The sequence below is a fragment of the Sphingomonas sp. CFBP 13603 genome (genome assembly GCF_014892665.1).
Classification (GTDB): domain Bacteria; phylum Pseudomonadota; class Alphaproteobacteria; order Sphingomonadales; family Sphingomonadaceae; genus Sphingomonas.
In genome coordinates this window covers 117,356-140,986 of the sequence record NZ_JADBIA010000009.1, presented here as the reverse complement: position 1 = coordinate 140,986, position 23,631 = coordinate 117,356, and the positions used below count along the sequence as shown (strand labels likewise).

The window sequence follows — 23,631 nt, the reverse complement described above, 5'->3', positions numbered from 1 at the left end:
AAATGGTCTTGGAACGGTGCGCTCCCCCGGCAGCGGCCGCTGCCGGGGGAAAGGCCGATCAGAACCGGGCGCGAACGCCTACGCGGTAGATGCGGCCGAGCGTGTCGTACAGCGCAGGGTTCACGTCGAGACCGGTGTTGGTCTGTGGCGCGGGCGCTGGGTCGTGATCGAACAGATTGTCGACCTTGAAGAACATGCTGACCTGCTTGGTGAAGTTCACCGATCCGCCGAGGTCGACGTAGAACGCACCCTTCATCTTGTTATAGTCGATGGTCGGGTGGTTGGCGGTCGAGACTGGGCAGCCGGTGGTGCAGACGACATATTGGTTGCCGAACACGCCGTCCGAGAACCAGCGCTCCTGCAGGTTGATGCTGAAGACGTCGTTGTCGTAGCTCTGCGTCGCCAGCCATTTCCAGTCCGGCGTGTTGCCGTTGTTGGCCCCGGCCTGGTCGACCACGTCGACGCCGGCGATCCCGGCGTCGACGAGGAACTCCTTCACGTGCGTGCCCAGTATGCGGAGCGTGAAGTTGCCGGGAATGCCGAGCGGCTTCTTCCATTGATAGCTCGCCTCGATGTCGAACCCACTGGTCTTCCACGACGCGAGATTGAACGGCTGGACGTTGATGAAATTGCCGCCTTGGGTCGGACTGTTCAGCACGAAGCCGCCGCAGAACGCCTGATTACCCTCGAAGCAGAAGCGGACGATCTGGTCGGGCGACAATGTCGAGACGACGCCGTCGAGCTTGATCTTGTAATAGTCGAACGACAGGCCGAGACCCGGTGCCCATGACGGATGCGACAGGACGATACCGACCTCGGTGTTGCGCGCGATTTCCGGCTTCAGATCGGGGTTGCCGACGGTGTTCTGGAACGCCTGCACGCCGCTGCCGGAAAAGGGATTGGTGAAGTTCGGCAACGTCGTGACGGTCGGTGCAGCGAACAGTTCGGACAGGTTCGGCGCGCGGACGTCGCGCGACGTGACGGCGCGTAGCCGGATGCCGTCGAGCGGCGTATCCCAGGTACCGCCGGCCTTCCAAGCCCACACCGTGCCCGACGTGCTGTAATGCGTCACGCGGCCCGCGCCGTTGAGGTTGGCGCGGCCGATCGCCTCGCTGTTGAACAAAGGCAGGTTGAGCTCGAGAAAGCCCTCGTACACCTCGTACTTGCCGCGACCGTTCTTGTAGTTGCCGGCTGCCCAGTTGCTGCCCAACGCGGAATTCAACAGCGGATCGGCGGGATAGGCTGTGCTGTTCGGGCTGAGTGCGGTGACGCCCGCACCATAGGGGTCGCCGTGGACGCGGTAGAATTCACGACGATACTCGCCACCGAAGGCAACCGACAACGGCCCGGCCCACAGGTTGAGCGGCTCGCCGGAGAAGTTGAGGCTGGCGACGTCCTGCGTCAGCTTGGTGCGCTGGAGCGGCCCGTTGGCAGGCGTGACATAGGCGAGCGCCGCTGCCGACGGCACCGCACCGCCGAAGATGTTGATAGGCTGGCACCCGGCGGCGCGTGCGGCAGGATCGGCGCAGACGATCGCGCCGTTCAGCGTGATCGCATTGGTCGCCGCGACATAGCGGGACTGCAGCACAGTGTTGTCGACGTCGATCGCCGCCTTTGTGATGCCGTGCTCGTAATAGGCATCGTAGGTCCACGGCGTGCCGCCGATGTCGAACTTGCCCTTCAGCCCACCGACGAAGCGGTATTGGCGACGATCCGTCTGGACCAGCGGATCGGGGAAGTTGCCGTTGCTGGTACCGAAATTGAACTGCGTGATGTTGGCGGTCGCGCAGCGATCGCGGACCAGTTGCGGTAGGAAAGGGTTCGCGCACTGCACGGTCAGGTTCGGGCGGCCATACCCTGGGCTCGGCTGGTTGCTGGTCTTCACCTGCGCGATGTTGACGGTGACGTAGGCCTCGTTGTTCTCGGCGAAATCGAAGCCGATCCGCCCAAACCCGTTAAGCCGCTCCAGCGAGGATTTCAGCGATGCGCCCGAACCCGGCGCACCCGATAGGTCGCCGCCGACGCAGAAGCTGTTGGCGGGGAAGCAGTTGGTGACGCCGCCGGTGCCGGTCGGGCGACCGTTCGAGCCATAGTTGAAATTATACGGCGCGCCGTTCTGGTCGAACGCGATGCCCTGCAACGGGCCGTTGTTGATCAGGCCGAAGCGCGCATATTGATAGGGTTGCGCATAGTCGCGGTAGTTGAACTGCGGCAGGCCGTTGTTCGTTTGTCCGGTGTTGACGAGCGTGGTGGCGCGGTACCAGTCGCGACCCTTGGCGAGGTCGGTGCCGAAATCGCCAGGGCCGACGCCGTCTTCGTCGTCATATTCGCCGCTGACGATCAGGTGCAGCTTATCGCCGAACAGCGACGTGCCGAACGCCGCCTGGACCAGGCCCTGCTTGTCGTCGCCGTAATTGGTGATGCCGCCCTGGACGTTCGCCTTGAAGCCCTTGAAGCGCGTGTCGGTGATGAAGTTGACCACGCCGCCGACGGCGTCCGAACCATAGGAAGCGGACGCGCCACCGGTCACGACGTCCACGCGCTTGACCAGCAACTGTGGAAACATGCTGATATCGGGCACGCCGGAGACGTTCGCGCCGACGACGCGCTGCCCGTCGAGCAGGGTCAGCGTACGGATGGGGCCGAGGCCACGCAGCGAGAAGGAACTAAGCCCCTGCGTGCCGCTCGACGTACTGAACGTGCCGGTGGAGGCGCCGGTCGAGCCCTGCAGCGACGGCAGCTGCGCGATCGCATTGAAGATGTTGGGTTGCGCGTTCTTGAGGATCTGGTCCTCGCCGATAACCGTCGTCGGCGTCGGCGCGTTGAAGCCGCTCGACGTGATGCGCGTACCGGTGACGACGATGTCGTTAGAGGTGGTCGCCGCGCGGTCTTCGGCTTCCACGGCCGGTTGCGGCGCGAGAAGCTGGTCGGGCGCGGCCGGGTCTGCGGACTGTGTCGAGGCCGGGAGGCTCGCATCCGGAGACGCGGTCTGGCCAAGGGCGGGCGAGCAGAGCAGCGCGGTCGCGAGCACGGCTAAGCTGGTAGCGGTACCACGAAAATTCCGAACGGAGTACCGATCGCGCATATGCCTGTGCATCATTCCATCCCCATGTTGCACGACGCGCATACCGTGTGTCCGGCTTGGCGACGTGTCGTGTCCCGACGCTCTTTACCGGAAGCCGGTCGCGGTATCATCTACGACCATGGTCGCAGGGGCGGCGGTCGCAGGGGGGGCGGTCGCAGGGGGAGCGCGTGCGGACCGCGCGCCAGTCAGGGCATCAATCGTTTGCGCCCCTGCGACAGATGCCAGCGCATCGCCAGCGCGGCGCCATCCGCATCCTGCGCGCGGATGGCCTCGACGATCGCGTCATGCTCGTCCATCATCGCCTTGATGACCTCGGGCGCCCGCGACCGCGATATGTCGACGCCGGCGCGCAGGATCTGCATCACCTGTTCCTGGAGGTGATCGAAGACCGGCAGAAACGCGGCGTTGGAGGTCGCTTCGGCGATCGCACGGTGCAGCACCCAGTCCTCGTCATGCGCCGGCGCGTTGGACAGTAGCGCGGCGCGCAACGCCTCCAGCGCCTTTTCGATCGCATCGAGCTGATGGTTCGACCGCCGCTGCGCCGCCAGCCTCGCGGCCTCGGCTTCCAGCACGAAGCGGACTTCGTACGTCCCCAGCGTCGTCGCCAGAGCGTCCATCGGCATGTGCGATCCAAGCCGTTCGGAGGGGCGACGCTTGACGAACGATCCAGCGCCGAGCCGCGCCTGCGTGATCCCGTCGGAGGCCAGCCGCGCGAGCGCCTCGCGCACGATCGTCCGCGACATCCCGAACGTTGCAGCCAGCCGCAATTCCGACGGCAGCCGGTCGCCAATCGCGAGCCGTTCGTCGAGGATGATCTGGACGATGCCCGCATAGGCGCGATCGGCCAGCCGACCCTCGTTCGCCGCTGCCTTTTCCGGGGCGTCTCCGATTTGGTCAGATGACATGGCTGAGCGCCATGACCAGCGCGAGGCCGACCACCGAGATCGCCGTTTCGAGCAGCGACCAGGTCCGGAACGTGTCGGCGGTGCTCGTGCCGACATAGCTTTTCACCAGCCAGAAACCGGGATCGTTGACGTGGCTGAAGAATACCGATCCCGCGCCGATCGCCAGCACGACCAGCTCCGGCGACACGCCCGAACTCGCGACCACGCCCGGCATGATCCCAACCGCTGTGATCGTCGCGACCGTGGCGGAGCCCGCGGCGAGGCGGATCGCCACCGCGACCAGCCAGCCGAGCAGCAATGGCGAGATCGCGTACATCAGCACGGTACGCGCGAGCAGGTCGGACAGCCCGGCGGTCACCAGCACCTGCTTCAACGCGCCGCCAGCGCCGATCGCGAGCAGGATCGCGCCCGCCGCCCCCATCGTCTCGTGCCACACCGCATCCTGGATCGCCGCCTCGCGCAGCCGTCGCCCGAACAGCAACGGCAATGCGAGGAGGTTGGTGATCAGCAACGCGATCACCGGATTGCTCGCCGCGACCAGCCACGCGGTGCCCTTCATCCCCGGCACGATCTGGCCGAGTTCGCCGGTCGCGATCATCAGCACGGGGAGCAGCACGATCAGCAGCGACAGCATCCGCCGCGGCGGCGCGATCGAGAGTCCCTTGTCGGTCACGATCGGCGATGCGAGCCGCACGCCGCGCGTCGTCACCATTGCCAGCAACGGCCCGGCGATGATCGCGGTCGGGATCGCGATCAGGATGCCGTAGAACATCGTCAGCCCGAGGTTCGCGCCAAGCGCCTCGACCGCGAGCAGCGGCCCCGGATGCGGCGGGACGAGCGCGTGCACCACGCCGAGCCCGGCGAGCGCGGGCATGATGAGCCGCAACTTGGCCGCATCGCGATCGGCGCCGTCCTTGCCCGTCATCTCCTCCGCCGCCGCGACGACGATCGGCAGCAGCAGGACGAGCCCGGTTTCGAAGAACAGCGGCAGTCCGACGACGATGGCGATTCCCAATGTCGCCCAGGGCGCGGCGCGCACGCCGGTAAGCTGCAACGCGCCCTTCGCCAGCGACGCGGCGGCACCCGACAGATGCAGCATCGCGCCCAGCGACAGGCCGAGCGCGACGACGAGGCCGGTGCCGCCGATGATATCGCCGACGCCCTTCTGCACCGCCTTGGCGACGTCGGGCAGCGGTAGCCCGGCGAGCAGCCCGACGGTGAACGCGCCGCACAACAGGCCTATAAAGGGGTGAAGCCGCCCGCGGACGATCATCAGCACGGCAAGGAGGATCCCGGCCAGCGCGGCGATCACCAGCCGCATGTCGCTGCCGATCATCGGCGTGCGGCTCGCGGTCGTCCGGAACGATCCAGTGCTCGTGGCATAAACGCCCCTCCTATCGGTCCCGCGGCGCCTTCGCCTGCTGGTACAATCGCATATCTGTACGACAGGTCTTTTCGAACTGCCAACAGAAAAGGCTTGATTGCGCCCAAAGCTGCGGCCCATACATCGGACCTGTCCAACCGAATCCGCACAACCGGATCAGTGGACCAACAGCTCGAACCATGCCGTCGCGGTCCCGATCCGCTGCACACATGGCCGAAGCAGAGGAGGATGACCATGGAAGGGCCTGGACACGAAACGCGCCAACCCACGGCCGCCGCAACGGTGACCGAGACCCGTGCCGCGCTGACGCCGACCCAGTTGAGGGTGCTTCGCGGCGTCCATTCGGGGTTGCTCAACAAGCAGATCGCCTTCGACCTCGGCATCGCCGAAGCCACGGTGAAGGTCCACATGACCGCCCTGATGCGCAAGCTGAACGTCCGCAACCGCACCCAGGCGGCGATCCTCGCGCAATCCCTGGCGATCTGATGCCCCTTTTATCCTCCCCTTGCAGGGGGAGGGTTCGACAGCGCCCCAGCTACGACCATCGTCGCAGGTGAAGCGTCCGCTCCCGAACGGTAGGACTGCTGTCCTGATAATTGGAGACGGATGATGGTTGCGCACTGGCTGCTCTGCGGAACGGCGCTGCTCGTCGCCGCGCCTGCGATCGCGAAGACCGTACCGCCTGCGAAGTCCGTCTCGGTCTATCTCACCCAGCCCGACGATCCGCGTGCGATCACCGTCAAGGGCATCGGCGACGGTCGCGCGGACGACAGCGCCGCGCTCCAGCAGGCGATCGACGCGGCGGCAGCCGGCGGTCATGGCGGCGTCGTGTTCCTGCCCTCGGGGCGCTACCGGATCAGCCGGACGATCTTCGTCCGCTCCGCCGTCCGCATCTTCGGCATCGGCCCGACCCGCCCTGAGATCGTGCTCGGCGACAACAGCGCGGGCTACGCCTCGGGCGTCGCGGCGATGGTCAGCTTCACCGGCGAGGACCAGTACCGCGTCGGCAAGGCGCCGGTCCCGCCGCGCACCAGCGTACCGTTCGACCCCGCGATCTTCGACGCGACCTCGAGCACCTTCTATTCGGCGCTGTCCAACGTCGATTTCCGGATCGGCGAGGGCAATGCCGGCGCGGTCGCGGTGCGCTTCCGCGTCGCGCAGCACGGCTATCTGCGGCACGTCGACTTCCACATCGGCTCGGGGCTCGCCGGCGTCTATCAGGCGGGCAACGAGTTCGAAAACCTGCGCTTCTTCGGCGGCCGCTACGGCATCATGTCCGAAAAAACTTCGCCCGCATGGCAGTTCACGCTGATCGATTCCGAGTTCCAGGGGCAGCGCGACGCGGCGATCCGCGAACACGAGGTCGACCTGACTCTCGTCAACGTCGCGATCCGCGATACGCCGGTCGGGATCGAGATCGACCGCGGCTATTCCGACTCGCTCTGGGGCAAGGACGTCCGGTTCGAAAACGTGTCGCAGGCAGGCGTGATCGTCTCCGCCGAGAACAGTGTCTTCACGCAGATCGGCTTCGACAATGCGGTCGCGTCGAACACGCCGACCTTCGTCCGCTTCCGGGACAGCGGCAAGACCGTGGCAGGGGCGGGGCCACGCTACCGCGTCAGCGATTTCTCCTACGGGCTGAAGCTCGCCGGGTTGGGCGCGATCGGCGAGTATGCGACCGACCTCCAGATGGCGCCGCTCGCGCGCCTGCCAGCACGCCGTGCGCCGGCGATCCGCGCGATGCCGCCGGTCCGCGAATGGGCGAACGTCCACGACCTCGGCGTGAAGGGCGACGACACGACCGACGACACCGCGGCATTGCAACGCGCGATCGACACGCACCGCGTGCTGTACCTCCCGGTCGGTCGCTACCGCGTCACCGACACGATCAAGCTACGCCCCGACAGTGTCCTGATCTCGCTGCACCCCAGCCTCACGCATCTCTACCTCCCCGACGAGACACCAGCGTACATGGGTGTCGGCGGACCAAAGGCGCTGTTGCAGAGTGCGAAGGGCGGCAACGCGGTCGTCTCGGGCCTCGGCCTGTGGACTGGCGGCGTGAACCCGCGCGCGACCGCGCTGCTGTGGAAGGCGGGCGAAGCGTCGATGGTCAACGACGTCAAGATCCAAGGCGGCGGCGGCACCGTCCTCACCAAGGGCAGTCCGATCGGCTTCGGCGATCCGCGCGCGCGCTTCGACGGCCAATACCCCAGCATCTGGGTCACCGACGGCGGCGGCGGCACGTTCGCGGCGATCTGGTCGCCGAACACGCTGGCGTCGGCCGGTTTCCACGTCTCGAACACCAAGACCCCCGGTCACGTCTACGAACTGTCGGCCGAGCACCATTATCGCGCCGAGATCGTCCTCGATACCGCCGAGAACTGGGAATTCCTGGCGCCGCAGACCGAGCAGGAGGTGCGCGACGGCGTCGACGCGATCTCCACCGAGATCCGCAATTCGCGCAACATCCTGTTCGCCAACTACCACGGCTACCGCGTGACGCGCTCGATCAAGCCGATGGACGCCGCGGTGAAGCTCTACAACTCGGGCGACATCCGTTTTCGCAACGTCCACGTGAACGCCGAAAGCGGGTTTGCGAGCTGCGATACCAAGGGCTGCGGCACGTATCTGCGCGCGAGCAAATTCCCGTTCGAAAACGCCATCAAGGATATGACGGGAGGCCAGGAGGTCCGCGAGCTCGAGTTCGCAAGGCTCGACGTGCCGCCCGCACCCGCGACGGCAGTCCGAACCCCGATACCGGTATCGCCCGGTGTTGAGAAACTGGCCGACGGCTTCTACTCGATCGCCGGCGGCGCGGTCGATGCGCAGGGCAAGCTGTACTTCATCGATCGCCGTTTTCAGCGGATCCACGGCTGGTCGAAGACCGAGGGTCTGTCGATCGTCTCTGAGGCACCGCTCGATGCGTTCAACCTCGCCGTCGACCGGTCGGGCGACCTGCTCGTGCTGTCGTCGGCGGGACGTGACGGCACCGTCTACAGCATCGATCCGGCCAGGCCGACCGACGTCAAGGTGATCGCGCCGACCCCCGCCAAGCCGCGGCCCGGATCGGCAACCGTGCTCCCGGTCAACGTCTGGGCGAACGGCGAGTTCGCCGACCGGATCGATCCCGCGACGTACCAATATCCCCCGCTCGCGGATTTCTTCACGAGCAAGATGGGCGAGGCCAAGCCGCAGGAATACGTCTCGCCCGACGGGTCGCTGGTGCTCCCGGCGTTTCGCGTCTGGAACCAGGGTTCGGACGATCATCAGGGCTGGCGCTGGTCCGATACGCTCGATGCCAACGGCTTCGTTTCCGCCGCACCGGGCGAACGCATCGTCCTGACCAACGGATCGGAGAACCGCACGTATAGCGGGCTGGTCGGTGACAACGGCAAGGTGACCGACCTCAAGATCGTCGCCGATCGCGGCGGCGAGAGCGTCGCGCGCGATGCCGCGGGCAACCTCTACGTCGCGAACGGCCAGGTGTTCGTCTACGCGGCCGACGGCACGCTCGCCCGCCGCATCGACGTACCCGAGCGCCCGCTGCAACTCGTGATCGGCGGCGCCGACCACCGAACGCTCTACATCCTCACACACCACGCCCTGTACGCGACGGGGATCTGAAGCGCAGCGGAATCAGACGTTGCCGTCGCCGTGTTCGAGCACCTCGACGCTGTCGCCCACGGCGATCGTGCCGAGGCGTTCGGGCACCGCGTTCTGCCCGAACATGATGCCGCTCGCATTGGCGTGACCCATCGCGCGCAGCGTCCCGAGCGGTTCGTTGCCGTCGAGCCGCTCGCCGGTCAGCGGTTGCTGCGTGACGATGATGCACCGCGAACAAGGCCGCGCGATCCGCAACACGGTCGTCCCGATGCGTATCCGCCGCCAGCGATCCTCCGCCCAGGCCTCCGCCCCCGCGATGACGATATTGGGGCGAAACCGCGCCATCGTCACGCCGTTCGCGAGCCGATCGTTCAGCGCGACGAGCGACGCTTCGGTGGTGACGAGCAACGGAAAGCCATCCGCGAGGCTCACCTGTTCGCCCGGCAAGGACCAGTCCGGATGGATCGCCCGAACGCTCTCGTCATAGTGATACGCCAGCCGCACCGGACGGCCGAGCGCCTTGCTCAGGAACGCATCCGCCTCGGGGTTGCCGAAGCGGACCATGACGGTATCGCGCCACACCGTCGCAGCGACGCCTGCCACGCTGTCGTCGGGGACGGCGGCTTCGCACGTTCCCAGTTCGGCATGGTGGAACAGGATATGGCTGCCCTCGGCCGTCACGCCGATGCGCGCCATATCCGGGACCTGGCGGCGCGTGATGAACCGGTCGGCGTCGTCGACCAGCATCCATCGCCGGTCGCCCGCAATACCGCGGGCTTCGAGGTCGGCATGCTCCAGCGCATGCCCACCCAGGCTCTTCACGGGATAGCGGAACAGGCTCGACACGATCATCATCGGGCGTGTCTAGCAAGGTTTCCGGCTCAGGATAGCGCAGGCTCGTGCAACATGCCGTGTCGACCGACGTCGACAAATGCAGCCGAGCATGGTCGCGACATCAATGCGTTGCTCGATCCCGGATCGATAGGCTCACGGCGATCGACATCGTCGAGTGGCCGCCTGTTCGTTAGTCCAGCGAGGCGCGGATCGCTGCTGCCGCCAGGAACGGCGCGCCCGCGACCAGCACGAGGCTGACCGCGGCGAGCAGCTTGATCGCACCCGCGCCGCCGGCCGGATCGAGCGATCCCGCGCCGAAGATCAGCAACGGCACCGCGAGCGGCAGCATCACGAGGCCCGTCACCGCCCCGCCGCCGCGAACGCCTGCGACCAGCGCGCTCGTCGCGACCGCGAGCGCGGCGAGGCCTGGCGTGCCGATCAGCAGGCCGATCTCGACGCGCAGCAGCGTGTCGGCCGACAGGTTGAGCAGGCCGGCGGCGATCACCGCGGCGAGCATCAGCGGGGGGCCGAAGCTCAGCCAGTGCGCGATCGTCTTCGCCAACGCGACCAGTGCGAGCGACATCCCGCGTACGACGAACTGGTCGAACACGCCCGCCTCCAGATCCGGACCGACGAGGCGCTCGACCGGCAACAGGGCTGCGAGCAGGGCCGCGGTCCAGATCACCCCGCCGCCGATCCGCGCGAGCAGCGCCGCGTCGGGGCCGATCGCGAACGGGAACAGCGTCGCCACCAGCAGGAAGAACGCGACCACCAATGTCGCGCCGCCGCTCGACACGCTGCGCCGCAGATCGCGGCGAATGAGCGCGATCACAACGCGATCTCCTGCGCGTGGGGAATCGCCAGCGCCAGATGCGTTGCGACCAGCGCGATCCCGCTGTTGGCGCGGTGCTCGGCGATCAGCGTTTCCAGTCGGGCGATCGACACCGTGTCGAGCCCGTTGGCGGGTTCGTCGAGCAGCCAGATCGGTGCTCCGCTGGCGGCAACGCGCGCGATCGACGCGCGACGGCGTTGCCCGGTCGACAGCAGGCGGATCGGAATGTCCGCGAGCGCATCCAGATCGAGGGCGGACAGCGCGTGCGCGATCTGGGTATCGGGGGCGGGCGCATTGTCCAACGCGGCCCAGAAACGGAGCGCGGCGATCAGCGTGCGGTCTGAGTCGAGCGCACTCGCCTCGGTCAGCAACGCCTTCGCCGCATCGCACGCCACATTGCCCTCGAACGGCGCGAGCAGGCCGGCGGCGATGCGGATCAGGCTCGATTTGCCGATGCCATTGGGGCCGGTGACGATCGCCGCATCGCCCGGCCCGAGGTCGAACGACACGCCCGAGAACAGCAATCTTCCGCCCCGCACGCACGCCACGTCGCGAAACGCGAGGCTCACGTGGTCCGATCTTCGGCGGAGTCTTCCAGCGCGTGCATGTCGTCGTCGCTCAGGCCGAAATGATGGCCGATCTCGTGGATCGTCACGTGCGCGATGAGATCGTCGAGGCGTACCCCGGTCTCGATCCATTCCTCCAGGATCGCGCGGCGGTACAGGACGATGCGGTCGGGCATCGGCGCGACGTCCATCGACGATTTCTCGCCGAGCGGACGGCCGTGATACAGTCCCGACAGGTCGAGCGGGTGTTCGAGGCCCAGCGCCGCCAGCGTCTCGTCGTCGGCAAACTCTTCGACCGCGAAGACGATGTCGCCGAGATGCTCGGCGAACTGCGCGGGCAGCCTGGCGATCGTCGCGCGGCAGATAGCCTCGATCGCATCGGCGTCGGGGGCCTCCCCGGATATTGTCGCTTGCCCGCTCATGCCGCCAGCCATACGCGTCGGCGAACTGTTGCGGCAAGGGAGAGCCCGATGATCGAAGCGCTGAACGATACCGAGCGGGCCGAGGCGCTCGATGGGCTCGACGAGTGGGATTACGACGATGCGCGCGACGCGATCACGCGGACGATCGTGTTCGCCGATTTCGTCGAGGCGTTCGGCTTCATGACGCAGGTCGCGCTGATCGCCGAGCGCGCGAACCACCATCCGGAGTGGAAGAACGTCTGGAACCGCGTGGAAATCCTGCTGACGACGCATGACGCAGGCGGGCTGTCACCGCGCGATATCGAGATGGCCGAAGCGATCGACGCGATCGTCGGCGACGCCTGAGCTGAAGGCATTTTGAGCACCACCCCGGCCTTCGCCGGGGTGGTGCTCAAATAAATTCCGCAACTTCTACTTGCGCATATCCCGCCGCATCCGCTTGCGCAGCGCACCCGGCATCCACCGCGCGGCGAACGCCATGCGGTGCGCGGTCTTCCCCACGAAAGTGTGGACCTTGTCGCCGTGCACCGCCGCCCAGGCTGCCTCCGCGACCTTGTCCACTCCGGTCAGCTCCAGCCCCGCGCCCGTCACCGTCTCGCGGATCGAGTGGTTCGTGTTCCCCGCCGCGGAATCGAGCAGCGGCGTGTCGATGAAGCTCGGTATGATCGAGCGCACCTTGATCCCGTCCGCCGCCCATTCGCCGTCGAGCGCCTCGGTGATCGCGCGCACCCCGAACTTGGTCGCGGAATAGGGCGCGAGCCCCGCCGAGCCATAGATCGCCGACGCCGACGCCGTGTTGAGCAGGCACGATCCCGGCGTCCGCTTCAGATACGCATGGCCGATCCGCGCGCCGTTCAGCGCACCGACCAGGTTGATCGCGATCACCCGGTCGATCTCGGCGAAGTCGGTCTCCGCGAGCGGTCCGCCCGATCCGATCCCGGCATTGTTGAACAGCACGTCGAGCCGTCCGCCGGTGGTCGCGACGAACGTATCGAGCGACGCCACCCACGCATCGCGGTCGCGCACGTCCATCTGATAGGTGCTGGCCATCCCCGCGGGCAGTAGCGCGGCGGTCTCGGCAAGCCCTGCGACGTTGACGTCGGCGAGCCCGACCCGCCAGCCTTTCCGCGCGAACAGTATCGCGGTGGCGCGGCCGATCCCCGATCCGCCGCCGGTGATGAAAATGCCCTGCTGGCTCATACCCTCTCCATTTGATTTTCCGGTATGTTTCCCGCATCCTGCGCGCAGATGCCAGACAATTCCCCAGCGCTCGCTTTCGAACGCGTCACCAAACGATACGGTTCGACGATCGCCGTCGACGGCGTTTCGCTGGAGATCGCACGCGGCAGTTTCGTCGCGCTCGTCGGCACGTCCGGTTCGGGCAAGTCGACGCTGCTGAAGACGCTCAACCGCCTGGTCGAGCCGAGCGAAGGCCGGGTGACGATCGACGGTGACGACGTTGCCGACGAGCCCGCGCCCGAACTGCGCCGCCGGATCGGATACGTGTTCCAGAATATCGGCCTGTTCCCGCACATGACGATCGCCGAGAACATCGCGATCGGCCTGCGCATCGCCGGCCGCACGGATGACGCGAAGGTCGGCGAACTGCTCGACCTCGTCGACCTGCCCCGCGACATCGCGAGCCGCATGCCCGACGCGCTCTCGGGTGGTCAGCGCCAGCGTGTCGGCATCGCCCGCGCGCTCGCACCCGGCGCGAAACTGCTGTTGCTCGACGAGGCGTTCGGCGCGCTCGACCCGGTCACGCGCGATGCGCTCGGCACGCGAATCCGCGAACTCCACGACCGGCTCGGGTTGACCACGATCCTCGTCACGCACGACATGGCCGAGGCGCTGCTGCTCGCCGACCGCGTGCTGGTGATGAAGGCCGGGCGGATCGTCGCCGACGCCACGCCCGCCGACCTCGTCGCCGGCAAGGGTGGCGACGACGCGCAGGCGCTGGTGCAGGTGCCGCGCGCGCAGGCCGAACGCTTGCAGGCACTGGTCGCATGAGCGCGTTCCTCGACGCGCTCGGCCGCGTGCCGCCGCTGCTCGCCAACCACGTCCTGCTGTCCGCGGCGGCGCTGCTGCTCGGCATCGCGATCAGCCTGCCGCTCGGCATCTGGTCCGCGCGCAACGCGACCGTGGCGCGCGTGTCACTCGGCTTTGCAAGCCTCGTCCAGACGATCCCGAGCCTCGCGCTGCTCGCCTTGTTTTATCCGCTGCTGCTCAGCCTCTCCGCACTGGTCGGCGGCGGCATCCCCGCGCTCGGCTTCCTCCCGTCGCTGATCGCGCTGACGTTGTACGCGCTGCTCCCGATCCTGCGGAATGCGGTGGCGGGGCTGCACGGCATCGATCCCGCGGTAATCCAGGCGGCGGATGCGGTCGGCATGACCCCCGCGCAAAAACTGCGGTTGGTCGAGGCACCTTTGGTCGCGCCCGTGCTGATCGCCGGCATCCGCACCGCCGCGGTCTGGACGATCGGTGCCGCGACGCTGTCGACGACGGTCGGCCAGCCGAGCCTCGGCGACATGATCTTCGCGGGATTGCAGACGCAGAACTGGGCGCTGGTGCTCGCCGGTTGCGTGTCGGCGGCCGCGCTCGCACTGGCGGTGGACGCGCTGATCGGGGCGATCGAATACGGCATCCGCTCGCGCCGCCGCTGGCTGTGGATCGCGAGCGCGGTGGTGCTGGTGTTGGGAACCGCGGCTGCGACTGCCCCGCTCTGGCCCAAGGGTGGCGCAAATCGCACCGTGGTCGTCGGCGCGAAGAACTTCGCCGAGCAATATATCCTCGCGCGGCTGATCGGCGACCGGCTCGAACATGCCGGCTACACCGTGGAATATCGCGACGGCCTCGGATCGGCGGTCGTCTTCGGGGCGCTCTCCGGAGGCGATATCGACGTCTATGTCGATTATGCCGGGACGATCTGGGCGAACGAGATGAAGCGCAACGACGTCCCCGAACGCCCGGCGATGGTCGCCGCGATCGCCGACTGGGCGAGGCGCGAGCATCATGTCGGCCTGGTCGGGTCGCTCGGGTTCGAGAACGCCTATGCCTTCGCGATGAAGGGCGACGCGGCGAAGGCCAAGCGCATCGCCAGCCTCGACGATCTGGTGAAGGCCGCGCCCGGCATGACGCTCGGCAGCGATCTCGAGTTCCTCGAACGTCCCGAATGGGCCGCGGTGAAGCGCGCCTATCCGCTCCGCTTCGCCAAGACGACGCCGTACAGCCCGACCTTCATGTACCGCGCGCTGGAGAGCGGCAACGTCGACGTCATCTCCGCCTTCTCGTCGGATGGCCGGATCGCGGCGGACGGTCTCACCGTGCTGACCGACCCGCGGCGTGCGATCCCCGGCTACGACGCGATCCTGATGGTCGCGCCGAAGCGGGCAGGGGACGCCAAGTTCCTCGCCGCGCTGAAGCCGATGGTCGGCCGCATCCCGGTCGAGGCGATGCGCGCCGCGAACTACCGGGTCGACCGCGATACCGACAAGGCAACGCCCGAGGCTGCGGCGAAATGGCTCGCCGCGAAGACCGGGCTTCAGGAATAGGCGCGGTAGAAGAACACGATCGTCGTCGTCGCGGTCACGAACAGCGTCCAGGCGCGGATCACGCCGTCGGGCAGCTTCCGTCCGAATCGCGCGCCGAAATACCCGCCGACCACGCCGCCCGCCATCATCGGCAGGCACAGCGCCCACGCGACCATGCCGGTCGCCGCGAACACGATCGTCGCGGCGGCGTTTGCGGTCGCCAGCATCAGCGTGCGCGGCGCGGCGAGCTTGGCGGGCGAGGCGCCGGCCAACAATCCCCATGCGGCGGTCAGCATCATCCCGACGCCGCCACCGAAATAGCCGCCATAGATCCCCAGCAACGTCTGCGCGGCGATCAGCGAGCGCGACCCGATCGCAACGCGTGCGTGCAGCCAGGTCGATGCGGGCTTGCCGAACGCGATCGCGAGCGTCGCCATCAGCAGCAGCCACGGCACGATCACGTCGAATGCGGTCGCCGGGGTGAAGAACAACAGCAGGCTGCCGACGAGACCACCGACGAACGTGATCCCCGCCAGCGTGCGGATACCGACGCCGCCGACCGGCCCCAGATCGCTGCGATACGCCCATGCGCTCGCCATTGCCGCCGGCTGTACCGCGACGTTGCTGGTCGCATTGGCGATCGGCGAGGGCAGGCCGAGCGCGATCAGCGACGGCATCGTCGCGAAGCTGCCGCCGCCCGCCAGCGCGTTCATCGCGCCGCCCAGCATTCCCGCCCCCGCCGCCAATCCCAGCGAACCCAGATCAGACAAGAGCATCCGCTTCGGCTGCAGCTTCGCGATCTACCTGCGCGCGGCTCTTCTTCTCCGACGCGGTCTTCAACTGCCCGCACGCCGCATCGATATCGCGCCCGCGCGGCGTCCGCACCGGCGCCGAAATCCCCGCGCCGAATACGATGCTGGAGAACGACTTGATCCGCTCGGGCGTCGAACACTCGTACTGCGCCCCCGGCCACGGGTTGAACGGAATGAGGTTCACCTTCGCCGGCAGCTCGTACTTCCGCAGCAACCGCACGAGCTCGCGCGCATCGTCGTCGGAGTCGTTCTTGTCCTTCAGCATCACATATTCGAACGTGATACGCCGCGCGTTGTTGGTGCCCGGATAGTCCGCGCACGCCTGCAACAGCTCCTCGATGCCGTATTTCCGGTTGAGCGGCACGATCTCGTCGCGCACTTCCTTGGTCACCGCGTGCAGCGATACGGCGAGGTTCACGCCGATCTCGGCCCCCGCCCGCGCCATCATCGGCACCACGCCCGACGTCGACAACGTGATCCGCCGGCGGCTGAGCGCGAGGCCCGCGCCGTCCATCACCAGCTTCAACGCATCGCGGACATTCTCGAAATTATAGAGCGGCTCGCCCATCCCCATCATCACGATGTTGGTGAGCATGCGGCCCTCCGGCTGGCTCGGCCATTCGCCCAGCGAATCGCGTGCGAGCATCACCTGACCGACGATCTCGGCGGGCGTCAGATTGCGCACCAGCCGCATCGTGCCGGTGTGGCAAAACGTGCAGTTCAGCGTGCAGCCGACCTGGCTCGACACGCACAACGTGCCGCGATCCGCGTCGGGGATGAACACCATCTCGTAATCCTGCGCGTCATCGGACCGCAGCAGCCACTTCCGCGTGCCGTCGGTCGACACCTGCGCCTCGACCACGTTCGGCCGGCTGATCACGAAGCGCTGCTCCAGCCACGGGTGCATCGTCTTCGAGATATCGGTCATCGCCGAGAATTCGGTCGCGCCACGATTATAGATCCAGTGCCACAGCTGTTTCGCGCGCAGTTTGGCCTGCTTCTCCTCGAGCTGCGACGTCTCCAGCGCCATCCGCAGATCGGCGAGCGACAGCCCGAGCAGGTCGATCCGCCCATCGCTGCGCGGCACGAAGCTGCGGGGAACGGGCACGGGATCGATGTGCCCAGGGATGGGCATGAGGTTCGCGGCGGTCTGCATGCGCGAGCCCGTAGCGGAATTTTCGTGATTTTTCTACTGGCTGCGGGAAGGGGGTGGAGTCAGCGCAGTCCGGCGGGAGATAACTCAAAACAACCACCACCCCGGCGAAGGCCGGGGCCCAATTGGAAAGGTCGTTGTAACGGAGAACTGAGTGTCGTCACACCCGTCCCCCAATTGGGCCCCGGCCTTCGCCGGGGTGGTACCGGTGGGCGGGGCTCGCCCGAAATTTCACCCCCCGCTGCACGCCAACACGGCCGCATCGATCGCAGTCGCCGCCCCCGACAGCGCATACACATCGACGAACGGCCGCCCCCCGACGCCGACCGCCTCGACACTCATGCTCCGCCCCGACCGCATCGCCGCCACGATCGCGCGATCGCTAGGCGCATCACCAGCCCACGCATCCAGCCCGTTCGCCACCAGCGCGAATCGCCGCTCGCCGACCGTCAGCGTCACCCCCGCCGACCGATCCCGCTCGCGACTGAGCCGCACATACAAGGATGCACGCAGACCCCGCTTCGGCCACGTCGCAACGCTGGCAAACCCCGAAGCACGCCCCCCTGCCATCACCGGCCGCGCGATCGCGTAACACCGCGCCGGGCTGGCATCGCGAAACGCACCCCAACCCTTGTAGATGCCGATCGTGTCACGCGCCGCCGCCGGAGCAGCGATCGCCAGTGCCAGCACGATTGCGAATTTCACGCCGGAGCGAACCCCGTACCCAGATGCGGGACCGTCGCGCGTCCGTTCTCCACCAGCGTGACCGACCCCTGCGGCAACCCCTTCGCAACCGGCGCGCCGAGCACAGGATCGATCGCCGCACCGGTCATCGCGCCGAGCATCACCCGACTCGAGATCCCGTGCATGATTACCAGCCGGTCGCCTGGATCCTCCGCCGTATCCGCCAGCCACCCGCCGACTCGTGCTGCGATCTCCGCATAGGTCTCGCCGTCCGGCGCAGGCTTCAGCGTGCCTCCGGGCAGCATTACGGGTCCGACCTCGTCGACGACGTCCGCATAATAGCGCCCGCCCCACGACCCCATGTCGATCTCGACCAACCGCGGATCGGTCCGGGCATCATGCCAATCGAGTTCCAGATGCTCACAGATCACCGCGAGCGTCTGCAACGCCCGCCCGGTCGGCGATGCCCACAAGGTCAGCGCCGGCTTCACCCCCAGCTCCTCGCGCAACGCCCGCCCAAGCTCGTCCGCCTGCGCAAACCCAGCCCGCGTCAACGGCGTGTGCGCCGCATCCCCCTGCAACCGATGCGCCGCATTGAACACGGTTTCGCCGTGCCGCGCGACGAAATCTCGACCCTGGCGCAGGGGCGGCGTATCGATTGATCGGGCGTCTGCTTCACCCTGCCGTCGGCTTGGAATCATGGCCCGCGTTTCAACCCCCTGTGGCGCAAAAGCAACGGATTTCCCTGTTTATCTGGGGTTCATGCAACGCCCGCCCGACTGGTCCATTGGAGCCATCCATCCCGCGTTTGCCCGTCGCGGCAGGGGTGTGACGAAGACATTATGGAGTATCCCAATGCGTAAGCTTATCGCCGTCTCGCTGCTCGCCACCACCGCGTTTGCAGCACCCGCCTTCGCGCAGACCGATCCGACCTTCACCGGCCCCCGCATCGAGGGCACGCTCGGCTACGACCACACCGGCGCCGGCAGCAGCGTGTCCAACAACAATGGACGCGACGACCAGAAGATCGACGGCCTGCTGTTCGGTGGCGGCATCGGCTATGACATCGCGACCGGTGGCGGCCTGGTGCTCGGCGCCGAAGCCGAACTGACCGGCTCGACCGCGAAGAGCGATCGCTACGACTACACCAGCGATTTCGGCTTCGGTCGCGTCAAGCAGGGCCGTGACATCTATGTCGGCGGTCGCGTCGGTTACGTCGTCGCGCCGACGACGATGCTGTACGTCAAGGGCGGCTACACCAATTCGAAGCTGAAGGTGCTCGCCGGCGACACCAACCAGACGACCGACAACAAGTTCAACCTCGACGGCTGGCGCATCGGTGCGGGTGCAGAGCACGCGATGGGTCCGAACACCTATGCCAAGCTCGAATATCGCTATTCGAACTACGAGCGCAGCAACATCGACTATGCGACCGGCGGCACCAGCGGCCGATTCGACGTCGACACGGATCGCCACCAGGTGGTCGCCAGCTACGGCTTCCGCTTCTGATCGAAACGGCCCGCGCGTTTTAACGCGACGTTTACCGTGATCAAAGAAGGGTCGGGGCGCTTGCTCCGACCCTTTGTTGTTGGGTAAGCCATCTGCGGATTGCCCCCAGCCCCGATTCTGGCTGTGGTGGCGGGGGGAATTACGATGAAGGCGACGATCGAACGCGCAACGCTCCTCAAGGGGCTGAGCCATGTCCAGTCCGTGGTGGAGCGGCGCAACACCATCCCCATCCTGTCGAACGTGCTGATCGAGGCGACTGCCGAGGGCACGCTCAAGCTGATGGCGACCGACCTTGATCTCCAGATCAACGAATCGATTGCAGCCGCAGTCGACCAGCCCGGCGCGACCACCGTCTCCGCGCACACGCTGTTCGACATCGCGCGCAAGCTGCCGGAAGGCTCGCAGGTCCAGCTCGCCGCGTCGGAAGGCCGGATGAGCATCGTCGCAGGCCGCGCGCGCTTCTCGCTCGGAACGCTGCCGCGCGACGATTTCCCGGTGATCGCCGAGGGCGAACTGCCGACCCAGTTCGAGCTGCCCGCCGAGACGCTCAAGCAGATCATCGACAAGACGCGCTTCGCGATCTCGACCGAAGAGACGCGTTATTATCTCAACGGCATCTTCCTGCACGTGGCGGACGGCGACAGCTCGAACCCGGTGCTGAAGGCCGCCGCGACCGACGGCCACCGCCTCGCGCGCGTCACGCTGCCGCGTCCCGAGGGTGCCGAATCGATGCCCGACGTGATCGTGCCGCGCAAATGCATCGGTGAGCTCCGGAAACTGCTCGACGAGGTCGACGGTTCGGTCGGTGTGTCGCTGTCGCCGACCAAAATCCGCTTCGACCTCGGCCAGGCGATCCTGACCTCGAAGCTGATCGACGGCACCTTCCCGGATTACAGCCGCGTGATCCCGACCGGCAACGACAAGATCCTCAAGATCGACCCGAAGAGCTTCATGGAAGGCGTCGACCGTGTCTCCACGATCGCGACGGAGAAAACGCGTGCCGTGAAGATGGCGTTGGACCGCGACAAGATCACGCTGTCGGTGACCTCGCCCGAAAACGGCACCGCCGCGGAGGAAGTCCCCGGCGATTACGTCGCGCTCCCGTTCGAGATCGGCTTCAACAGCCGCTATCTGATGGACATCCTAGCGCAGATCGACGGCGACATGGTCGAGGTCCACCTCGCCGATGCCGCGGCCCCGACGCTGATCCGCGAGAACGACAAGTCGCCCGCGCTGTACGTGCTGATGCCAATGCGCGTGTGATTCGGTCTGCCTGTCGCGCCATGGTATAGCGGCGCGACAGGCAGGAGCCGGACCATGGACTCGATAAATATCGCCGACCTCAAGGACGAACTGGGCACGCTGATCGACCGGCTTGAAGCGGGCGAGGCCGTGCAGATCACGCGCAACGGCCAACCCTTTGCCCGCGTCACTCCCGAGGCACCGCCGCTCCCGCGCCGCAAGCCCATCGACGTCAGCGCGCTAGAAGCACTCGCGAAGTCGCTGCCTTTCCAGGAACAAGGCGCAGGCGAATTCGTGCGGATGATGCGAGACGGCGATCGGTATTGACCGTCTATTGCGACACGTCGCTGATCATCGCCTCGCTGACGTACGAGGCGCATAGTCCGGCGGTGTGGCGATGGCTTCGGACGCAATCTGACCGACGTTTGTATGTCAGCGACTGGACCGATACCGAAGTTTCCAGCGCGCTCTCACTGAAAGTTCGTACTGGGCAGATTTCTGCCGTGGACCGAATCGATCTGCTGGAAACATGGCGCGCATCGATCGGCACGAACTATGAGCGCGTCGGCGTATCGGCAGAGAATTTCGCGACGGCCGCAGGCTTCGTCGAGCGCTATGAACTCGGATTACGCGCTGCCGATTCGCTTCATCTTGCGATCGCGCAAGCGTACGGATTGGCGATGGCGATGCTCGATACGCGCCTCCGACATGCAGCAATCGAATACGGAATCGTCGTAGAGGGCGTTTGATTATCCGCACTTGAACGCCTCGTCGAACCTGATACTAACAGCAATGTCAGTAAGGAGTCGACTCGATGGCGAAGCTTCCTCCGTTTCCCGGTACGACCGGCCGTCGCGATTGGCGTACGGCGTTCGATGCGATCAAGAAATTGCTCGCGAACGGCGACGACACGACGCAGGTGTTCCGAATCATGCGCGCGCTCAACGTCGGCAATGCGCCGATGAATTACGCACGGTTGATCGCCACCGAGCAGGGCGGGCGGATCGCCTATGACCGCGTCGAACTGGCGCAGCGTTTTTCCGACCCTGCGTTCGTCGCGAGCTTTGCGCCCGACACGGTCGGGGCGGCGTATCGCACTTTCCTCGAGACGACGGGCTATTCCGCCGACGGGCTGGTCGAGGTCTCGCGGCTCGTGCCATCCGAGGACGACCTGGCGCACCCTTACGCGTGGTTCGGCCGGCGGGTACGCGACACGCACGACATCTGGCACGTGCTGACCGGCTACAAGGCGGACGAAAGCATGGGCGAAGCGGCACTCGTCGCGTTCAGCTACGCGCAGGTCGGCGGGCTCGGCTGGGCGCTGATCGGCTCGGCCGCGGCGCTGAAGAGCATGCGCGTCACCGGCAGTAAGCTGTTCGCGAAGGCGGTCTGGGAAGGCTATCGCAACGGGCGGAAAGCGAAGTGGGTGTCGGGTGAAGATTATCTCGAACTGCTCCATGAACCGCTGGAAGCCGCGCGCGAGCGGCTTGGGATCGTCACGCCCGTCGCGTATTTGCGGGCGCAGCGCGAGCTCGGGCCGGCGCTCGCATCGTATCTCAGCACGCAGAAGGCCGCGACCGCAGCAGCCGCGCCCGCGATCGCGCCGGACCGGATCGCCGCCTGACGCGATGCTCGATAGCGTATTGGGCTCGATAGCGGACTGCGCGTGTCGCTGGCGCAGATTGGTCAGATCGGTGCCTTACCCCGTTCGTGCTGAGCGAAGTCGAAGCACCGGCCTTTGAACCGCGCCTTCGACTTCGCCCGCGGCGAACGGAAAAGGGCGATGCAATCGGTTTCGAAACTGCTCTAAGGCCGAGGCAATGCTTTCTCGCCTCGTCCTCACCGATTTCCGCAACCACGCCGACCTGACGCTGATGCCGGGACCAGGGTTCGTCGTGCTGACCGGCGAGAATGGCGCGGGCAAGACGAATATCCTGGAGGCGGTGTCGCTGCTAGCGCCCGGCCGCGGGTTGCGACGCGCGGCGCTGGGCGAGATGGCGCGGCAAGGCGGGGCAGGCAGCTTCGGCGTAGCAGCCACATTGTTTCCCGAGCGCTCGCAGAAGAACGCAGCAGAATTCCCCTCCCGCTTGCGGGAGGGGTTAGGGGAGGGCGCGACGTACGTACTGGCGTCCGCCTTCGAGGAAAGCGCGCCCCTCCCCCGACCCCTCCCGCAAGCGGAAGGGGAGTTAGAAGAGGGCGAGATGCAGCCGAGCGACGCGCCCGCAGTCGGCGAAGTAGACGTCGCCACCGGTACACTCGCTTCCGCCCCGGAACGCCGCATCGTCCGCATCCAAGGCGCCACCACCACCGCCAACGCACTCGCCGAATGGCTCACGATCCTGTGGCTCACCCCCGCGATGGACCGCCTCTTCGTCGCCCCCGCGGGCGAACGCCGAGGCTTCCTCGACCGCCTCACGCTCGCGCTCGCCCAGAGCCACGCCCACCATGCCGCCCGCTACGACGCCGCGATGCGCGCGCGAAATCGCCTGCTCGCCGACGAAGGCCGCCCCGACGGCGACTGGCTCTCCGCACTCGAAGCGCAGATGGCCGAGCACGGCGCCGCGGTCGACGCGGCCCGACGCGAGACCGTTACCCTGCTCGGGACGAGGCTTGCGCATCAGGACGACAGCCCATTCCCCCGCGCCGGCCTCACGCTCGAAGGCTGGGCTGGCGACACCACGCGCCTACAAGCCGACCTCGCCCAAGGCCGCGCGCGCGACGCCGCTGCCGGGCGCACGCTCAGCGGACCCCACCGCGTCGACCTGATCGTCACCCATCTCGACAAGGAACGCGCGGCCTCGCTCGCCTCGACCGGCGAGCAGAAGGCGCTCCTGCTCGGCATTGTCCTTGCGCATGCCGATCTCGTCGCCGAGCGAACCGGCCAGCCCCCCGTCCTTCTCCTCGACGAAGTCGCCGCGCACCTCGATCCCGCTCGCCGCGCGGCGCTGTTCGCCCGGCTCGCAGGCCGCGGCCAGGTGTGGATGACCGGTACCGAAGACGCGCTGTTCGACGCGATCGGCCCCCAGGCAACGCGCATCGCGGTCGGGCGTTAGGCTGAACGCGCGCTGTC

At 66.9% G+C, this 23,631-nt stretch carries 23 protein-coding genes; 11 read left to right on the top strand and 12 right to left on the bottom strand.

Going from position 1 to position 23,631, the window contains the following annotated elements:
- Window positions 1-58: 58 nt before the first annotated feature.
- From IFR23_RS14490 to IFR23_RS14480, 3 genes are all read right to left on the bottom strand, one after another.
- On the bottom strand, window positions 59-3,097 hold the full coding sequence (locus tag IFR23_RS14490; RefSeq protein WP_446740911.1) for a TonB-dependent receptor plug domain-containing protein: 3,039 nt from the start codon (window positions 3,095-3,097) through the stop codon (window positions 59-61).
- A gap of 173 nt (window positions 3,098-3,270) precedes the next feature.
- The gene (locus tag IFR23_RS14485; protein WP_192976515.1) at window positions 3,271-3,990 is read right to left on the bottom strand and encodes a FadR/GntR family transcriptional regulator; all 720 of its coding nucleotides are present in this window, start codon (window positions 3,988-3,990) and stop codon (window positions 3,271-3,273) included.
- On the bottom strand, window positions 3,980-5,326 hold the full coding sequence (locus IFR23_RS14480) for a GntP family permease (protein WP_192976514.1): 1,347 nt from the start codon (window positions 5,324-5,326) through the stop codon (window positions 3,980-3,982). Before IFR23_RS14480 ends, IFR23_RS14485 begins: the two co-directional genes overlap by 11 nt.
- A gap of 282 nt (window positions 5,327-5,608) precedes the next feature.
- On the opposite strand from IFR23_RS14480, the gene IFR23_RS14475 reads away from it, so the two are divergent.
- The gene (locus IFR23_RS14475) at window positions 5,609-5,860 is read left to right on the top strand and encodes a helix-turn-helix domain-containing protein (RefSeq protein ID WP_244647207.1); all 252 of its coding nucleotides are present in this window, start codon (window positions 5,609-5,611) and stop codon (window positions 5,858-5,860) included.
- Window positions 5,861-5,980: 120 nt separating this feature from the next.
- Complete coding sequence (locus IFR23_RS14470; protein ID WP_192976513.1) at window positions 5,981-8,998, top strand: glycosyl hydrolase family 28-related protein; 3,018 nt, start codon at window positions 5,981-5,983, stop codon at window positions 8,996-8,998.
- A 12-nt stretch (window positions 8,999-9,010) separates the two neighbouring features.
- Here the strand turns inward: IFR23_RS14470 and IFR23_RS14465 are convergent, their stop codons facing one another.
- The 4 genes from IFR23_RS14465 to IFR23_RS14450 form a co-directional block, all read right to left on the bottom strand.
- Window positions 9,011-9,832 (bottom strand): MOSC domain-containing protein, encoded by an 822-nt coding sequence (locus IFR23_RS14465; protein WP_192976512.1) that lies wholly within the window; start codon window positions 9,830-9,832, stop codon window positions 9,011-9,013.
- Between the two features lie 169 nt (window positions 9,833-10,001).
- On the bottom strand, window positions 10,002-10,643 hold the full coding sequence (locus tag IFR23_RS14460; RefSeq protein WP_192976511.1) for a heme exporter protein CcmB: 642 nt from the start codon (window positions 10,641-10,643) through the stop codon (window positions 10,002-10,004).
- Window positions 10,640-11,212 (bottom strand): heme ABC exporter ATP-binding protein CcmA, encoded by a 573-nt coding sequence (ccmA, locus tag IFR23_RS14455; protein ID WP_342344966.1) that lies wholly within the window; start codon window positions 11,210-11,212, stop codon window positions 10,640-10,642. The genes IFR23_RS14460 and ccmA overlap by 4 nt, the downstream gene beginning before the upstream one ends.
- Window positions 11,209-11,631, bottom strand: a complete 423-nt coding sequence (locus tag IFR23_RS14450; protein WP_244655697.1) for a metallopeptidase family protein — start codon at window positions 11,629-11,631, stop codon at window positions 11,209-11,211. Before IFR23_RS14450 ends, ccmA begins: the two co-directional genes overlap by 4 nt.
- 48 nt (window positions 11,632-11,679) lie before the next feature.
- On the opposite strand from IFR23_RS14450, the gene IFR23_RS14445 reads away from it, so the two are divergent.
- Complete coding sequence (locus tag IFR23_RS14445) at window positions 11,680-11,976, top strand: 4a-hydroxytetrahydrobiopterin dehydratase (protein ID WP_055881974.1); 297 nt, start codon at window positions 11,680-11,682, stop codon at window positions 11,974-11,976.
- Window positions 11,977-12,042: 66 nt separating this feature from the next.
- Here the strand turns inward: IFR23_RS14445 and IFR23_RS14440 are convergent, their stop codons facing one another.
- The gene (locus IFR23_RS14440; protein WP_192976509.1) at window positions 12,043-12,831 is read right to left on the bottom strand and encodes an SDR family oxidoreductase; all 789 of its coding nucleotides are present in this window, start codon (window positions 12,829-12,831) and stop codon (window positions 12,043-12,045) included.
- A 48-nt stretch (window positions 12,832-12,879) separates the two neighbouring features.
- On the opposite strand from IFR23_RS14440, the gene IFR23_RS14435 reads away from it, so the two are divergent.
- Both IFR23_RS14435 and IFR23_RS14430 read left to right on the top strand, forming a co-directional pair.
- Entirely contained in the window at window positions 12,880-13,641 is a 762-nt protein-coding gene (locus tag IFR23_RS14435; RefSeq protein WP_192976508.1) for an ATP-binding cassette domain-containing protein, read from the top strand.
- The gene (locus IFR23_RS14430) at window positions 13,638-15,182 is read left to right on the top strand and encodes an ABC transporter permease/substrate-binding protein (protein WP_192976507.1); all 1,545 of its coding nucleotides are present in this window, start codon (window positions 13,638-13,640) and stop codon (window positions 15,180-15,182) included. Before IFR23_RS14435 ends, IFR23_RS14430 begins: the two co-directional genes overlap by 4 nt.
- On the opposite strand, the gene IFR23_RS14425 is transcribed toward IFR23_RS14430, so the two are convergent.
- From IFR23_RS14425 to IFR23_RS14410, 4 genes are all read right to left on the bottom strand, one after another.
- Window positions 15,173-15,931 carry a sulfite exporter TauE/SafE family protein gene (locus tag IFR23_RS14425; protein ID WP_342344965.1) on the bottom strand — a complete coding sequence of 253 codons (759 nt, stop codon included), beginning with the start codon at window positions 15,929-15,931 and terminating at the stop codon, window positions 15,173-15,175. The two genes, IFR23_RS14430 and IFR23_RS14425, sit on opposite strands and share 10 nt — an antisense overlap.
- On the bottom strand, window positions 15,924-17,129 hold the full coding sequence (gene rlmN / locus IFR23_RS14420; protein ID WP_192146209.1) for a 23S rRNA (adenine(2503)-C(2))-methyltransferase RlmN: 1,206 nt from the start codon (window positions 17,127-17,129) through the stop codon (window positions 15,924-15,926). Before rlmN ends, IFR23_RS14425 begins: the two co-directional genes overlap by 8 nt.
- Window positions 17,130-17,357: 228 nt before the next feature.
- Window positions 17,358-17,831 (bottom strand): invasion associated locus B family protein, encoded by a 474-nt coding sequence (locus IFR23_RS14415; protein ID WP_192976506.1) that lies wholly within the window; start codon window positions 17,829-17,831, stop codon window positions 17,358-17,360.
- Window positions 17,828-18,511 carry a histidine phosphatase family protein gene (locus tag IFR23_RS14410; RefSeq protein WP_192976505.1) on the bottom strand — a complete coding sequence of 228 codons (684 nt, stop codon included), beginning with the start codon at window positions 18,509-18,511 and terminating at the stop codon, window positions 17,828-17,830. The genes IFR23_RS14415 and IFR23_RS14410 overlap by 4 nt, the downstream gene beginning before the upstream one ends.
- 154 nt (window positions 18,512-18,665) lie before the next feature.
- Here IFR23_RS14410 and IFR23_RS14405 point away from each other — a divergent pair, with 154 nt between their 5' ends.
- The 6 genes from IFR23_RS14405 (at window position 18,666) to IFR23_RS14380 (ending at window position 23,614) form a co-directional block, all read left to right on the top strand.
- Window positions 18,666-19,319 (top strand): outer membrane protein, encoded by a 654-nt coding sequence (locus IFR23_RS14405; RefSeq protein ID WP_192976504.1) that lies wholly within the window; start codon window positions 18,666-18,668, stop codon window positions 19,317-19,319.
- 144 nt (window positions 19,320-19,463) lie between these two features.
- The gene (gene dnaN / locus IFR23_RS14400) at window positions 19,464-20,582 is read left to right on the top strand and encodes a DNA polymerase III subunit beta (protein ID WP_056017955.1); all 1,119 of its coding nucleotides are present in this window, start codon (window positions 19,464-19,466) and stop codon (window positions 20,580-20,582) included.
- A gap of 54 nt (window positions 20,583-20,636) precedes the next feature.
- A complete protein-coding gene (locus tag IFR23_RS14395; protein WP_192976503.1) occupies window positions 20,637-20,888 on the top strand; it encodes a type II toxin-antitoxin system Phd/YefM family antitoxin in 252 nt (83 codons plus the stop codon).
- A complete protein-coding gene (locus tag IFR23_RS14390) occupies window positions 20,885-21,310 on the top strand; it encodes a type II toxin-antitoxin system VapC family toxin (RefSeq protein ID WP_192976502.1) in 426 nt (141 codons plus the stop codon). The genes IFR23_RS14395 and IFR23_RS14390 overlap by 4 nt, the downstream gene beginning before the upstream one ends.
- Window positions 21,311-21,375: 65 nt before the next feature.
- Window positions 21,376-22,185 carry a Coq4 family protein gene (locus tag IFR23_RS14385; protein WP_192976501.1) on the top strand — a complete coding sequence of 270 codons (810 nt, stop codon included), beginning with the start codon at window positions 21,376-21,378 and terminating at the stop codon, window positions 22,183-22,185.
- 196 nt (window positions 22,186-22,381) lie between these two features.
- On the top strand, window positions 22,382-23,614 hold the full coding sequence (locus IFR23_RS14380) for a DNA replication/repair protein RecF (RefSeq protein WP_192976500.1): 1,233 nt from the start codon (window positions 22,382-22,384) through the stop codon (window positions 23,612-23,614).
- Window positions 23,615-23,631 lie beyond the last annotated feature (17 nt).